The 14228-nt window shown below is 41.9% G+C and carries 12 protein-coding genes; 6 read left to right on the top strand and 6 right to left on the bottom strand.

Translation table 11 applies throughout. The annotated features are described in order from the left end of the window. Positions 1–34: 34 nt before the first annotated feature. The gene (locus CEF16_RS12565) at positions 35–1087 is read left to right on the top strand and encodes a phosphotransferase family protein (protein WP_245917853.1); all 1053 of its coding nucleotides are present in this window, start codon (positions 35–37) and stop codon (positions 1085–1087) included. A gap of 42 nt (positions 1088–1129) precedes the next feature. Here the strand turns inward: CEF16_RS12565 and CEF16_RS12560 are convergent, their stop codons facing one another. Beyond that, positions 1130–2131 (bottom strand): LLM class flavin-dependent oxidoreductase, encoded by a 1002-nt coding sequence (locus CEF16_RS12560; protein ID WP_091583982.1) that lies wholly within the window; start codon positions 2129–2131, stop codon positions 1130–1132. Between the two features lie 284 nt (positions 2132–2415). On the opposite strand from CEF16_RS12560, the gene galE reads away from it, so the two are divergent. Beyond that, positions 2416–3420 (top strand): UDP-glucose 4-epimerase GalE, encoded by a 1005-nt coding sequence (gene galE, locus CEF16_RS12555; protein WP_091583985.1) that lies wholly within the window; start codon positions 2416–2418, stop codon positions 3418–3420. A gap of 94 nt (positions 3421–3514) precedes the next feature. Here the strand turns inward: galE and CEF16_RS12550 are convergent, their stop codons facing one another. Both CEF16_RS12550 and putP read right to left on the bottom strand, forming a co-directional pair. Then, a complete protein-coding gene (locus CEF16_RS12550) occupies positions 3515–4204 on the bottom strand; it encodes an aspartate/glutamate racemase family protein (protein ID WP_170031909.1) in 690 nt (229 codons plus the stop codon). Positions 4205–4222: 18 nt separating this feature from the next. After that, the gene (gene putP / locus CEF16_RS12545) at positions 4223–5725 is read right to left on the bottom strand and encodes a sodium/proline symporter PutP (RefSeq protein ID WP_091583991.1); all 1503 of its coding nucleotides are present in this window, start codon (positions 5723–5725) and stop codon (positions 4223–4225) included. A 283-nt stretch (positions 5726–6008) separates the two neighbouring features. Between putP and CEF16_RS12540 the strand changes: the two genes are divergently transcribed. Further along, positions 6009–6962: an agmatinase family protein gene (locus CEF16_RS12540; protein ID WP_091583994.1), complete on the top strand. Its 954-nt coding sequence runs from the start codon at positions 6009–6011 to the stop codon at positions 6960–6962. Positions 6963–7052: 90 nt separating this feature from the next. On the opposite strand, the gene CEF16_RS12535 is transcribed toward CEF16_RS12540, so the two are convergent. From CEF16_RS12535 to CEF16_RS12525, 3 genes are all read right to left on the bottom strand, one after another. Continuing rightward, positions 7053–8948 (bottom strand): 5'-nucleotidase C-terminal domain-containing protein, encoded by a 1896-nt coding sequence (locus CEF16_RS12535; protein WP_170031906.1) that lies wholly within the window; start codon positions 8946–8948, stop codon positions 7053–7055. A gap of 582 nt (positions 8949–9530) precedes the next feature. Next, on the bottom strand, positions 9531–10058 hold the full coding sequence (locus tag CEF16_RS12530; RefSeq protein WP_091584106.1) for a nitroreductase family protein: 528 nt from the start codon (positions 10056–10058) through the stop codon (positions 9531–9533). A gap of 46 nt (positions 10059–10104) precedes the next feature. After that, positions 10105–10656: a GbsR/MarR family transcriptional regulator gene (locus CEF16_RS12525; protein WP_091583999.1), complete on the bottom strand. Its 552-nt coding sequence runs from the start codon at positions 10654–10656 to the stop codon at positions 10105–10107. A 268-nt stretch (positions 10657–10924) separates the two neighbouring features. On the opposite strand from CEF16_RS12525, the gene CEF16_RS12520 reads away from it, so the two are divergent. The 3 genes from CEF16_RS12520 to CEF16_RS12510 all read left to right on the top strand — a co-directional run bounded on the left by CEF16_RS12520 (position 10925) and on the right by CEF16_RS12510 (position 13973). Then, positions 10925–12127, top strand: a complete 1203-nt coding sequence (locus CEF16_RS12520) for a quaternary amine ABC transporter ATP-binding protein (protein WP_091584002.1) — start codon at positions 10925–10927, stop codon at positions 12125–12127. Then, positions 12111–12944 (top strand): ABC transporter permease, encoded by an 834-nt coding sequence (locus CEF16_RS12515; protein ID WP_091584004.1) that lies wholly within the window; start codon positions 12111–12113, stop codon positions 12942–12944. Before CEF16_RS12520 ends, CEF16_RS12515 begins: the two co-directional genes overlap by 17 nt. Positions 12945–13016: 72 nt before the next feature. After that, the gene (locus CEF16_RS12510; protein WP_091584007.1) at positions 13017–13973 is read left to right on the top strand and encodes a glycine betaine ABC transporter substrate-binding protein; all 957 of its coding nucleotides are present in this window, start codon (positions 13017–13019) and stop codon (positions 13971–13973) included. The last annotated feature ends 255 nt before the right edge of the window (positions 13974–14228 follow it).

Raw genomic sequence — 14228 nt, 5'->3', positions numbered from 1 at the left:
ATACACAATATTGTGCAAGGTTAGGTGGGATCATTTGAGGGAACAAAGCATAAACAACAGCCGGCAGGAAACGATTAATTGGGAAAAAGTTGAACATTATCTTCGTTCTGAGGTGCCAGATCTTCCAAAAGGCAATATGGAAATTAAGCAATTTTCGGAAGGTTACTCTAATTTAACGTATTTGCTGCGAATTGGTGACTGGGAAGCCGTGGTAAGACGGCCGCCGTTTGGTTATGTTCCTCCTAAGGCTCACGATATGAAGAGAGAACACCGCATTTTAACAAAAGTACATCCAGTTTTTCCGCTTGCTCCAAAGCCCTATCTCTATTGTGATGATCCAGAGGTGATGGATAAACATTTTTATGTGATGGAAAAAAAGGAAGGCGTTGTGGTGGATGATGAACTGCCTGCTGAATATAAGGATAAAGAAAATGCAGGACAGCTTATTTCAACAAACGTCATAAATACGCTCGTATCGCTTCAATCTATTGATTATAAAGAAGCTGATTTACAAGATCTCGGAAAGCCAAGAGGTTATTTAGAGCGGCAGGTTCATGGCTGGATCAAACGGTACGAAAGAGCTGATACGGAGGATAAGCCTCAAGTGAAAGATCTTGAGCAATGGCTGATCGATCATCTTCCTCCCGAAAGAGAAACGACGATTGTTCACAATGATTTTAAATTGAACAATATGGTGCTAGATGCAGATGATCCGGGAAAAACTCAAGGCATTCTGGACTGGGAGCTTTCTACCATTGGTGATCCCTTTACTGATTTAGGATCAACCATTGCTTACTGGGCGGAATCCGATGACCCGGACATAGGGATCTCCAGGGTTACCGATCAATCAGGGTTTTACAGCAGAAGAGAGTTTTTAGAGGAATATGCGACTAAAAGCGGCCGTGATCTATCGGATATCCATTATTATACTGCCTTTGGTTTTTATAAACTGGCTGGAATTCTCCAGCAGCTCTATCACCGTTGGAAAATAGGAGAAATAGAAGACAGCAGGTTCAAAACGTTAAATACAAGTATTGCTAACTTATTGGAAATGGCTGAGAATGCAAGACGGCGCCGCATCGTTTAAGTGGAGCCATCTCCTTCTAAATTAGCGGCGTTGGAATTGTGACTAAGACTGCAAATCGAAAACTTCTGCTAACAGTTCATAAGAACGGACTCTTTTATTAAAATCAAAAATATTTGTAATGACCATCATTTCATCCGTTTGATAGAGCTCACCCAAGTGGTGCAGCTCTTTTTTTACGTAGTCAGGAGAGCCGATGACTGCTCGTTTTCGGTTTTCTTGTATTCGTGCTTCCTCCAAAGAGGTAAGAGGGATGTTTTTGGCTTCTTCTACCGAAACGATTTGGGTGCTTCTGCCTTTTTCAACTGCTAAAAGCCACAAGTCTTGACTAAGAGCTAAATCTTCGGCTTCTTTCTGCGTTTTTGCACAGATAACAAATACACAGGCGTTTATTCTAGGATGCGGCATACGTTTAGTAGGCTGAAAGCATGATAAGTATTTTTCTGCTGCTTCTTGGCCGTACTCTGGGTTAATAAAATGGCCGTATGTGAAACCAGTACTGTTTTTCGCCGCATGTTTAGCGGCACGTCTAGAAAGCCCAAGTACCCAGGATTGGGGTATGGTATCAATTGCTGGTGCTGTTTTTATCGTTCCGTAAGGGTGGTCATTTGGTAAATCGTCATCTAAAAAGCCTTGTAAATCTGCAAGCTGTCTTGGAAATTCAATTAAGTTTTTCTTTTTTCCATCTGTGAGAGCGAGCCTTATCGTTTCACCGCCACCTGGAGAACGTCCGACACCAAGATCAATTCGGCCAGGGAACAGCGCTTCAAGCAGTTTAAAGTTTTCCGCTACTTTATAAGGACTGTATTGTGGCAGCAGGACACCGCCTGAACCGATACGAATATGGTTGGTGCTTGTAGCTAAGTGAGAAATTAGCACTTCGGGGGAGGTGCTGGCGAGCCCGCTTGTACTATGATGTTCTGCCACCCAAAATCTCGAATACCCCAGTTTTTCCGCTGTTTGGACTAACTGTTTTGTTTGCAGTAATGCTTCACGGGCCGTAGACCCTTTTGAAATGGGGGACTGATCAAGGATGCTTAATTTCAAAAGACAATCTCCTTTCACGTCAATTCATGTCTTAGTCTGTGCTTATTATGGATGAGATAATAAGAAAAAAGCAAAGTGGTTGCATTTTAATTCGTTTAGATTTATTTGGTCCATTTCTCTGTTCCGCGTGCTATTTATTTTTACTAAATGTTAATATGATAGAAATGCGTATTAGTATCAGGAATGTTCAACCGTACTATCGTTTAGCTACTGGTTATTAGGCTGATTATTATAAAGCAAATGCAGGACCGAGTAAAAGAATGGATCGAGGAGGTAAGTCTAGCATGAGTGTTCTTGTAGTAGGAGGAGCTGGCTATGTTGGTTCACATGCTGTGCATCAATTACTAGAGCAGGGAAAACAGCCTGTAGTCGTAGATAATTTACAAACCGGTCATCTTGAAGCCCTGCCAAGAGGAGCAGTGTTTTACAAAGGCGACGTTCGTGACCGTGCGTTTATGAGGAATGTGTTTAAACGAAAACGAATCCGCCAGGTTATGATGTTTTCCGCTCACTCTCTTGTTGGTGAGTCGATAGAAAATCCGCTTCAGTACTATGACAATAATGTATTTGGCATTCAAGTGCTGCTTGAAACAATGATAGAAGCAAATGTGAAAAAAATTGTATTTTCCTCCACGGCCGCTGTGTATAGAGAGCCAGAAGAGGTGCCATTTACAGAGGAGGCACGAGCCAACCCGGAAAGTCCTTATGAAGAAACAAAATGGGCGATAGAAAAAATGATGAAATGGTGTGAAAAAGCTCATGGACTTCGTTATGTGTCGCTTCGTTATTTTAACGCAGCAGGAGCACGATCGGGCGGGTTGATAGGAGAAGACCACCGCCCGGAAACCCATCTTATTCCGATTATTTTAGAAGCAGCAATGGGTAAGCGCGAAGCCGTTACTGTATTTGGAGAAGATTATCCGACTGCGGATGGCACGTGTATACGGGATTATATACATGTAGAAGACGTAATTGCTGCCCACCTTAAGGCCCTGAATCATTTAAAAAAGGGCGGGCATAGTGATGTTTTTAACCTTGGAAGCAGTGAGGGCTTTTCTATCAAAGAAATAATTGAAGCGGCTCGTACAGTTACAGGAAAACAAATTACTGTTACTTCGGGTGAACGCAGAGCAGGGGGTCCAGCCAGACTGATTGTTTCTTCTGAAAAAGCAAAAAAAATGCTTGGCTGGGAGCCAAAACGTACCGATATTCACACGATTATTAAAGATGCCTGGAATTGGCACAGCTTAAATCCTCAAGGATATGGAGGCAGGCCGCGGATGAGTTGATGCTGGAGCGATTAAATGAAGGGAGAAAGATGAGTGAAAAAGTAGAAATAGCGACGTTTGGTCGCCGGGAAAGCAGTAAATAAGAAGACCAGGCTTAATTTAGCGCCTGGTCTGTTATTTTTTTTATGTGAATCTCCGAGCTGTCAAATATAGGATAAGAAACGTCTTTTTCCTGCAGCATTAATCCAAATTCGGTGCAGCCGAGAACCATCCCTTCAGCACCTTGTTTTCTCATGTTATTAAGAATATTAACCGTTTGTCTTTTAGAAGAAGAGCGAACATGACTAAAGCAAAGTTCTTCAAAAATCTGGCGCTGCAGCTCCTTTTGTTCAACTTCACCAGGAAGGATAACTTCAATGCTGCAGGAATGAAGTCTTTCTCGGTACCAGCTTGATTTCATCAGGTACTCAGTTCCAATTAACCCGACTTTGACAATACCTTGATTTTTAACAGCATCAGCTGTGGCATCGGCGATATGAATAAAAGGCAAATTGGAGGAATGTTGAACCTTGGAGGCAGCGGCGTGTACGGTGTTACTGCAAATCGCCAGGAATTGTGCTCCCCCTTTTTCGAGGTTTAGAGCTGCTTCTGTTAGTGTTTCTCCCACCAGCTCCCAGTCATCATTTTCCTGGGCAGCCACGATGTCATTGAAATCTACACTTTCTAACAGAACCCTGGCGGAATGCATGCCGCCAAGGCGTTGGGAGACTTCTTCATTTATTTTCTTATAATAATAGTGGGTGGACTGCCAGCTTATGCCGCCAATCAATCCGATCTTTTTCACATTTATCACTCCATTGTTCTACATATGACGCACGTGATCAAACTCATCCATTATTTCTTGAGAAGGGCCTTTGCTGATTAAGCTGATAATGACGATGGATAGAGAGGCAAGCGCGAAGCCTGGAACAATTTCATACAGATCTGAACCTGTGTAGCCCCAGAGAAGGACGGTTAGGCCTCCCGCGATAATAGAAACAAGAACGGAAGCCATAGTTGTTCTTTTCCAAAACAGTGAAAACAAAATTGCCGGGCCAAACGCCGCACCAAATCCTGCCCAGGCGTACGATACCAATTCTAGCACGGTATTACTTTCATTAAAGGCAAGAATGAAAGCAATCAGCAAAATAATAAACACAGCGGTCCGGCTCGCCCACACGAGTTCTTTTTGAGAAGCCTGTTTTCGAATAAACACGCGGTAAAAGTCTTCAATTAATGCACTAGATGATACGAGGAGCTGTGAGTCAATCGTACTCATAATTGCAGATAACACTGCAGCAAGCAGAATACCAGCTACCCAGGGATTAAAAACCACTTGTACCATCTGAATAAATACTTGTTCCGGGTCATTTAACGGATTGTCCGGCCCAAAATAAGCGATTCCAACAGTACCAACCATAATCGCACCATACAGCGGCACAACAAGACCGCAGATAATGGCAATCAGCCGCGCTTTTGGAATATGAGCAACGCTTTTAATCGCCATAAAACGAGTTAGGATATGAGGCTGGCCGAAATAGCCGAGTCCCCAGGCGAGTGCGGAAATAACAGCGACAATCGTAACAGTGCCTGAAGTTTCCCAGAAGACATCATTGGCAAAATCATACTCTACTGCTTCACCAACACTTAACAGGGAAGGATTCACCTGCCCCAGAGCAGATAGAACTTCACCAAAACCGCCCAGCTGCTGTATCGCAATAATTGGTGTCACCAGAAGGGCTAAAAACATCAGAAAACCTTGAATAAAGTCCGTCCAGCTTACTGCGATAAACCCGCCAAGAAAGGTATAACCGAAAATGATAAGAGCTCCTATGGAAAGAGCGAGCGTGTAATCAAATCCAAAGGTCGTTTCAAACAATTTTCCGCCTGCAACGAGTCCAGATGCTGTATAAAACATAAAGAAAATGACAATAAACACAGCGGAAACGACGCGAAGAAGATGTGATTTGTCACGAAATCTGTTTTCGAAAAACTCAGAAATTGTAATAGAATCATTAGCAAAATACGTATAATTTCGAAGTCGTTTTGCTACATAGTGCCAGTTAATTGCAGCCCCAACGGCAAGACCAATTGCAATAAATAAGCTCCATTCACTCATACTTGAAGCATAAGCGACACCTGGCAGACCCAGGAGCAGCCACCCGCTGAAGTCACTGGCTTGTGCAGAAAAAGCGGTTACCCAGCTGTTTAGTTTTCTTCCGCCGAGGACATAGTCTGACATAGAGTTTGTCATACGGTAAGTGATAATACCAATGACAATCAGAAGTACTAAATAAAAGCCAAATGTAATATAAACCGGATTCACGTTTGGTTCCCTCCTTTTTCTTTAATATAAGAAACAATCGCCCATACAATCAGAAGAGGCATAGGGAAAAAGAGCCAAAACCACGTCCAAAATGTAAATGTTTCCATAAAATTCCCTCCTTTTTGGTTATTATAAGTGTATTCATAGTAATGAAGTGCATTCTTAAAGTCAAATTAATATCAGACATTAAAGGGGGGATAAAATTGACGCATTCCTAATAATACGGTAAAATTTTCTAGCAAATCAGCTTAAAAATTTCCTGTATGGAAGGGAGACAATGTAAATGGCTGAAGAATTTGTTTATGGAAATACACCATGTTTTTTAAATGGTAAAAAGATACATGATAAAAAAGAACTGAATGAAGTAGATGCCGTCGTCTATGGTGTGCCGTGGGAAGGCGGCGTGACGTGGGGGAATTATACGAGCTGTGAAATGGGCCCGAAATCAATGCGCCTTGCGTCAGGCCGCTATTCCGGTTTTTTGCCTGAACTCGATGCTGTCGATGTATTCGAGCATATAAAACTCGGTGACTTAGGCGACATTATGATTAACTGGAACAGCCCGGAAGAAACGATGGATCATATTACCTCGTTTACACGAAAAAATATATGGAGCAACCTGTCTGTGTTTCCAATCGGGTTAGGCGGTGACCATAGTATTACATACCCTATTATTAAGGGGCTGGTGGAAGAACAGGGCAAAAAAGTCGGCATCATTCATCTTGATGCGCATTACGACAATGCAAAAACGTTTGGTGACGATAAATATGCAAGAAATACACCGTTTGCCCGTTTGTATGAGCTGGACGGTGTGCGTAACGAAAGCTTAATTCATACCGGGATTCACGGTCCTCGAAACAAACCGGAAAGCGGTAAATTTGCCAACGAAGCAGGTGCTGTGACGATTACAGTAAGAGATATCCGTGAATGCAGTGATATTTATAAAATGGCCGATGAGATTTACCAAAAAGCAAGTCAGGATGTAGATGTTGTATATTTATCCATCTGCAGCGACATTTTAGACTTTGCTTTTAATCCAGGCGGCCCGCCTGATGCGAATGGTCTTACTTCCTATGAACTGTTGACGCTGGTGCACGAATTCGGCAAAAAAGGAATTATCGGTATGGATTTTGTCGAAGTCTATCCGGAAACAGATCTTAACCAGTTTTCTGCTCATCTGGCTTCCACGATCGTGTTGTACGCTCTTGCCGGTGTAGTGAAAAATCAACAGGGATAATTTTTTTAATATTTATATTTATGTCTCATTGGAGCTATGTAAAAAAGGGTGTCCGCTAGTAACGTTAGGGACACCCTTTTTCCGCTTCTATTAGTCAAGGGGAATAATACGTCCTTCTGCTTTCGGAATAGGCTTTCCAGCTGCAATATAATCGCTGATTACATCGCTAAGTGCTTTACCTGATTCAAAGAGGGTTTCTCCCTCAGCGAAGCTTTCATAGCCGTCACCACCTGCTGCCAAAAAGTCGTTGGTCGCTGCCACATACGTTTCTTGTTCATCGAGAGTTTCACCATTTATAGTGAACTCTTGAATTCTAGATCCTGGTTCTTGTGAAGGGTCAAACGTAAACTGAGCTCCGGATATATGCGGAAAACCTCCGTTCTGTTCCGGGTACAGCCTAATACCGTGTTCAATGCCTTCTATAATTTGCTCACCGGTTAATTCAATTGCAACTACCGTATTTGGGAATGGAAAAGCAGTGAGCACATCTTGAAGCGTCACATCACCTGCTTCCATATTATCACGGATCCCTCCGCCATTTGTAATAGCTATATCAGCATCTGTCATTTCCCGCATGGCATCTGTCACTAGGTTGCCAAGGTTGGTTTCCTGGGTGCGCACTAACTCCCGTGCTCCATCAAGCGTTGTATCAATCGTGCCGATGACTTCACTTAACTGCTCCTCTACTTCCTTTTCATAGTTTGATATAATTTGCTCGATTTCAGGATCCGGCTCTAATTCTTCATGATCACGTATAAGGTGGCCATTTACGGTTAGGAGTTCATTTTTATGAAAAACCATATGAGTAACACCGGCTGCTTTACTGTGTTCATAGGCTTGAGAAATAAAAGTATTTCCATGTTTTTTAGGTGACTCTATCGTCGTATGACTGTGTCCACCTAAAATTAAGTCAATTCCGTCCACTTTTTCTGCAATTTTCTGATCCACGGAGTAGCCGTTATGAGTTAAAAGAACAACATGATCGGCCTCTTTTCGGGCTTCATCAACGAGCTGCTGTGCAGCATCGACCTCGTTTTCAAATGTTAATCCATCTACATTGTCAGGATGCGTGCTTATAGGTGTATCTGCTGCAGTTAACCCTACGAGCGCAATTGTTTTATCCAAAGCCCTCACATGATGAGTGGAAGTTAAAAATTCCTCCCCGGATTCTGTGTAAACGACATTGCCGCTTAACACAGGAAAATCAGTCCTGTCATCTAATTCCAGCAATCGTTCATAACCGTAATTGAAATCATGGTTTCCGGCGGTTAAGGCGTCGTACCCGATTTCATTCATGACGTCTGCTGCCGCTTCGCCTTCATTAAAATTCACGACATTTGTACCGTGAAAAGCATCACCAAGATCTACTATTAGACTACTTTCACTTTCATTTTCTATCTTGTCTGCAATCGTTGCAATTTTAGCTAAGCCCATTTCTCCGTTTTCTTCATCGGCAGCAAGGCGTCCATGTACATCGTTGGTATGTACAAAAGTTAGTCTTTCAAAGTTGTTTTCATATCGATCAAACAGCTCGTCCATTTGATCTTCATTAATAGGATGGTTAGGGCGAAGCGGTCCGCTTTCATAGTTTTGCAGAAGACCTAGCTGAGCAGCTTTACCACGGTGTTTTCCGTTTTTTATAGTACTGTCGTACCTATCATATGAGTTCTCCAATTGGAGAGCGCGCAGTGAAAGGAGCAGGGCCTGGCTGCCAGTAACTGATTTCTCTGTTCCAAATTCTTTTTCGGTCCAGCCGTTTGTAATGCCTAGTTCTAACGCAGCTTCTGCATACGGAGCAAATTCTTCGTCGACATCGGTGAAATGTGATTCTTCCACTTCCCAACTTTCTACAGGCACATCCATAGTATCCATTAGTTCTTTGATGAACTCTTCACGAGAAATCTCTTCTGCTGCCGATGCCTGGCTTATTGGCAAAATTAATAATAGCGCCGCAGCACACCAGCAGACTGTCCACTTATTTAACATGCCATCCCTCCTGTATGTTATTAACAAAATTGTCCAGCTATTGATTATTTTAGGAAAAAAGGCGGAATGCTGCATGAATAATTTGGAATGCTTCGATTATATTGATATAAAAAAAGGATTAGGGAAATTGTCATTAGTATGTTGCCTGGACAAATAGAGCAGGTGGGAATTTTATAAAATGATAAAAAGGGAGCAGGTAAAATAAAGCAGTCATGTAGTCAAAGGTGATGCTTGCAAAAAGAAAAGGATACAATTATTCTTGTGCTATCTATGATTGCGGTCATTATTGCTGCCTGCTTTATTGCCTTAGAGATCGTTGAAAGGATAAAAGATAGGGTGAACTGCTAAAAGATAATACAATGGTCAACGTAGAAAGAAGGTGCCGCGTTTTACATTGCGAACAGGACGTGGAAGAACAGTGCTAAGGTATAACTGATCTTTAAAGAAATGGCGTATGCTCGTTCCTTTATCGGCTGTTATATCGAAAGATGCATACTTACGCCTTAGGCAAAACGATTCTCTGATAAAGGGAGCTATCCACACCCTGTTGTCATTGTGGCAGCTCCTTATCATGATAAGAAATCATTGATTAAAAACTTCATAATGGACAAGTTCACTATGTTCTGGCGGCTTTTTCGGTCCTGGATGATCAGAAGGGTATCCTAGTCCTAAAATAGCCACAATACGTCTGTCATCTGGAATGGATAATGCTTCGCGGACATACCCCTCTCTTTTTCTTGATTCTTCTTGGTCCTGTGCATGATAAATGGCTCCAAATGCCGAACCAAGTCCGTTGTCCACAGCAGCAAGCCAAATGAAACTGCAAGCAATCGAAGCATCCTGAAGCCAGTATTTACTAATATCGGGTCTGCCCGTTACGACGATCGCAGCTTTTGCCTCTTTCATCCATGGTATAAAAGGGCTGGCACCTTCCAAATGTTGAAGCATCTCCTTGTTTTGCACCACAATAAATTCACGAGATGGTAAATTATTTCCAGAAGGTGCAAGCACAGCAGCATCCAGTAATTCTTTGATGACTTTATCTGGAATATCTTTGTCGTGGTAGCTTGTAATTTCACGCCGGTTTCGAATAATATCTTTGTAATCCATTCTAATCCGCCCTTTCTCATCGGAATTGGAACTCACTACCATCATATCATTTTTTTTCAACAATTTGAAAAATATCTCCGTTTTCAAAAAGAGCAATCACTTCATCGAGCCAACTGTAATATTTAACTGCTTGTTGAAGTTTGTTGATATCCGTTTCTATTTGTTCTTGTAAGGAAACATCATCGGTTTGTTCGTTTATTTCTTTCAACTCGTGAATAGCTTCTAAGGCAGCATCGTGGTTATTATCTGTTGCTTCCCGCCAGCGGTTCACAAATACAGAAATAAATGATTTATACCAATCATCCTCGGTTTGATACAAATCTTTTCGCACACCTTTTTCCCAGACCCTAGAAAGCATACATGCATCACTCAGGGCGCGAACACCGGTGCTCATGCTCGTTTTGCTCATCTCAAGAGCCTTGCTCATGCTATCTAACGTCATTGGCGCATCGGAAAATAATACGGTTCCATATAACCTCCCGTTAGTTTCCGAAATGCCGTACAGACCCATGTTTTGTGCCATTACCGAGATAAAATGGTGTCTTGTACTTTGCAGTTTTTCCCACTCATATGATTTATTTTTATTGAATTCATCCATCCTTCAAAACCTCCTTTCCCGCTTTTAACTCAGATGAAAAAAGTCTAACAGATATAGGAGAAAATAGTAAAAGTGAAAGAAAAATAGGAAATATGTAGAAAAAGGAAGGCATTAATAGATATAAGCAAATAAATTTCATACAGTTTAAACTTTACGATTCAAACAAACTGTATTAACGATAAATAAGATTTGCTACTTTTTCCCTATTCCCGTATAGTGAGGAAAGTAATTTATTTGAACGCAAATCGATTAAATGAGGTGTATAGGGGTGGCCAAGTTAAAAGTTGACGGCCTTACGAAAATTTTTGGTAAAAAGCCAAAAAAAGCACTAGAGCTGCTTAAACAAAATAAAAGCAAAGACGACATTTTAAGTGAAACAGGAAATACGGTTGGGGTTAACCGTGCTTCTTTTTCCGTTGAAGATGGAGAAATTTTTGTTATTATGGGGCTTTCGGGAAGCGGGAAATCTACTCTCGTTCGTTTATTGAACCGTTTGATTAATCCTACTTCTGGAAATGTCTGGGTAGACGGAGAAGACTTATCTACTATGGATGATAAAACGCTGCGAGAAACCCGCCGCAAGAAAATGAGTATGGTTTTCCAAAATTTTGGGTTATTTCCTTTCCGAACCGTACTTAGCAACGTAGAATACGGACTCGAAATTCAAGGAGAGCAAAGAGAAGATAGAAGACAAAAGGCCTTCAACGCGCTTGAACTTGTTGGTTTAAAAGGCTATGAAAATATGTATCCTGAAGAGTTGTCTGGAGGCATGCAGCAGCGTGTTGGATTGGCTAGAGCTCTTGCAAATGATCCGGACATCTTATTAATGGACGAAGCGTTTTCCGCACTTGATCCGCTTATTCGTAAAGATATGCAGGATGAACTGCTCGATTTACAAACGAAGATGAAAAAAACGATCGTGTTTATTACACATGACTTGGATGAAGCGCTCCGCATAGGAGACCGTATTACTATCATGAAAGATGGGGCTATTGTTCAGGTCGGTACACCCGAAGAAATTCTCACGAATCCAGAAAATGAATACGTAGAAAAATTCGTAGAAGATGTAGACCGTTCAAAAGTTTTCACGGTAGAAAACGTGATGTCGCGCGCGGAATCTGTGAACATGGATAAAGAAGGACCGCGTGTTGCACTGCAGCGGATGAGAGATGCTAGAATATCCAGCATTTATGTCACCAATAGAGAGAGAAAGTTAATAGGAATTGTCCATGCTGATGATGTATCCCGAATGGTGAAAGAAGGAAAAAACAATATAGAAGAAATTATTCAGACCAATGTTCCGACTGCTGCAAAAGATACGGTATTAAGAGAAATCATGAACTTGCTTACTTATACAAATGTACCGGTAGCTGTTGTGGAAGAAGAAAAATTAAAAGGCGTTGTCGTTCGTGGAACGGTCATAGCGGCATTGTCCGGAAGTGAGGTGGAACAAGATGGACTTCCTTCCTAGACTACCGTTAGCCGACTGGATAGATGCATTTGTTGATTGGTTAAAAAATGCTGATTTCTTGTTTGATACATTAACGGAATTGATTGATGTCATCATTGAAAGCTTAGCAGCCATAATCGGTTTTTTACCTTCATGGATTTTAATTGTTTTAATTAGTGCCCTTACGTTTTGGTTTGCAGGAAGAAAATCAGGGCTTACATTCTTTGTGTTTCTTGGACTTTTTCTCATAGATAATATGGGGTATTGGGAAGACATGGTATTAACCCTTGCGATTGTGATATCTGCATCTTTAATTTCGGTAGTTGTCGGTGTGCCATTTGGGATTTGGATGGCAAAAAACGATATCGTCGAAAACATTATTAAACCAGTACTTGATTTTATGCAGACGATGCCCGCATTTGTATACTTAATTCCGGCGGTTGCTTTCTTTGGTATAGGGGAAGTGCCGGGTGTAGTAGCTTCAGTTATTTTTGCTATGCCGCCGACGATCCGGTTGACGAATTTGGGGATTCGTCAAGTATCTACCGAAGCGATAGAAGCGGCAGATGCATTTGGTTCTACTGCTAGTCAAAAGCTGTTTAAAGTACAGCTTCCAATGGCCAAGGTAACGATCATGGCTGGAATTAACCAGACGATTATGCTTGCTTTATCGATGGTTGTTATTGCTTCGATGATCGGAGCAGGCGGTCTTGGAACAGCCGTGTATTATGCGGTGGGCCGTAATGATGCAGGCGGAGGCTTTGAAGCCGGTTTCGCCATCGTTATTCTCGCTATTATTCTTGATCGCTTAACGCAAAGCTTAAGCAAAGACAAATAAGGCGTTTATCTCTTGTTTGATAAAAAAACAAGAGTAAACATATATAATATTTTTATAAGGAGTGGGTCAATCATGATGAAGACTTGGAAAAGAGCAGGTATAGCTGCAGGACTTTCCTTGTCTCTTATCCTTGCAGCATGCGGGGCAGAGGAAGACGAAGAAGACACCACAGAAGGAGAGATACCAGAAGATACAGAAGAAAACGGTGCAGATGAAGGAAGTGACGAAGAAGCAGCAGGCAATATCGGAGAAGAAGTAGATTACACCATTACTGGTATTGACGCTGGTGCAGGTGTTATGGCAGCAGCAGAGCAAGCTATTGAAGATTATGAATTAGAAGACTGGAGTGTACAGCCAAGTTCTTCGGCTGCTATGACCAGTGCATTAGATGATGCAATTGCCAATGAAGAACCTATTATCGTAACAGGCTGGAACCCGCATTGGAAGTTTGCCGTTCATGACTTGAAATATCTCGAAGATCCTGAAGGGTCTTTTGGTGAATCAGAAGATATTCATACCCTCGTAAGAAACGATTTGGAAGCTGATATGCCGGAAGCTTATCAGGTTCTCGATAACTTCAATTGGGAAGGCGAGGATATGGAAGAGGTTATGCTTGAGGTAAATGAAGGCACTGAACCAGAAGAGGCTGCCCGCACTTGGGTAGATGAAAATGAAGACATGGTTTCCGAATGGACGGAAGGTGTCGAAGAAGTTGATGGTGAACAGATCACTCTAGCATTTGTTGCTTGGGATTCTGAAATTGCTTCTACCAATGTCGTGGCAACTGTATTGTCTGATCTTGGGTACGAGGTCAAGACAAACTCAATGGAAGCACCGATTATGTTTGGTGCAGTTGCTGAAGGTGAAGCAGATGCTATGGTAGCTGCATGGCTCCCAGGGACACACGAACAATATTACAACGATTATGAAGGAGAGTTCGAAGACCTGGGTGCAAACCTTGAAGGCGCGAAAATCGGTCTTGTTGTACCAGAGTATGTGGAAGCTGATTCTATCGAAGATCTTCAATAAAATATTTGTGAACCACTCCAGCTTTGGGGTGGTTCTTTTTTTATACTTTAGGAATGTTTAACTTTGTTAAAGGATCAAAGTATAAGTGAAACTACGGCATCCGCCATGAGGACTCGGCGGCAAGCCGAGATTTTTAACGAGATTTTTAAAAAGAAGCATTGGCGAGAAAATGGCTATTGTTGGCGAGTAAAACGGTGTTTTTGGCTAGTATTTGGTTACGAACGGCCGAGTAAATCAGCAAATTCGGATAGTATT

It is taken from the genome of Alteribacillus bidgolensis (genome assembly GCF_002886255.1).
In the GTDB taxonomy this organism is placed as follows: Bacteria; Bacillota; Bacilli; order Bacillales; family Marinococcaceae; genus Alteribacillus; species Alteribacillus bidgolensis.
Note: the sequence above shows the minus strand (reverse complement) of the source record. Positions and strands in the feature narration are given on the sequence as shown.

Excerpts from the sequence above, each read along its gene's own strand:
- CEF16_RS12535 (WP_170031906.1), bottom strand. The coding sequence starts at position 8,948 with ATGTTAAATAAGTGGACAGTCTGCTGGTGTGCTGCGGCGCTATTATTA.
- CEF16_RS12525 (WP_091583999.1), bottom strand. The coding sequence starts at position 10,656 with ATGGATGAATTCAATAAAAATAAATCATATGAGTGGGAAAAACTGCAA.
- galE (WP_091583985.1), top strand. The coding sequence starts at position 2,416 with ATGAGTGTTCTTGTAGTAGGAGGAGCTGGCTATGTTGGTTCACATGCT.
- CEF16_RS12510 (WP_091584007.1), top strand. The coding sequence starts at position 13,017 with ATGATGAAGACTTGGAAAAGAGCAGGTATAGCTGCAGGACTTTCCTTG.
- CEF16_RS12515 (WP_091584004.1), top strand. The coding sequence starts at position 12,111 with ATGGACTTCCTTCCTAGACTACCGTTAGCCGACTGGATAGATGCATTT.
- CEF16_RS12530 (WP_091584106.1), bottom strand. The coding sequence starts at position 10,058 with ATGGATTACAAAGATATTATTCGAAACCGGCGTGAAATTACAAGCTAC.
- CEF16_RS12540 (WP_091583994.1), top strand. The coding sequence starts at position 6,009 with ATGGCTGAAGAATTTGTTTATGGAAATACACCATGTTTTTTAAATGGT.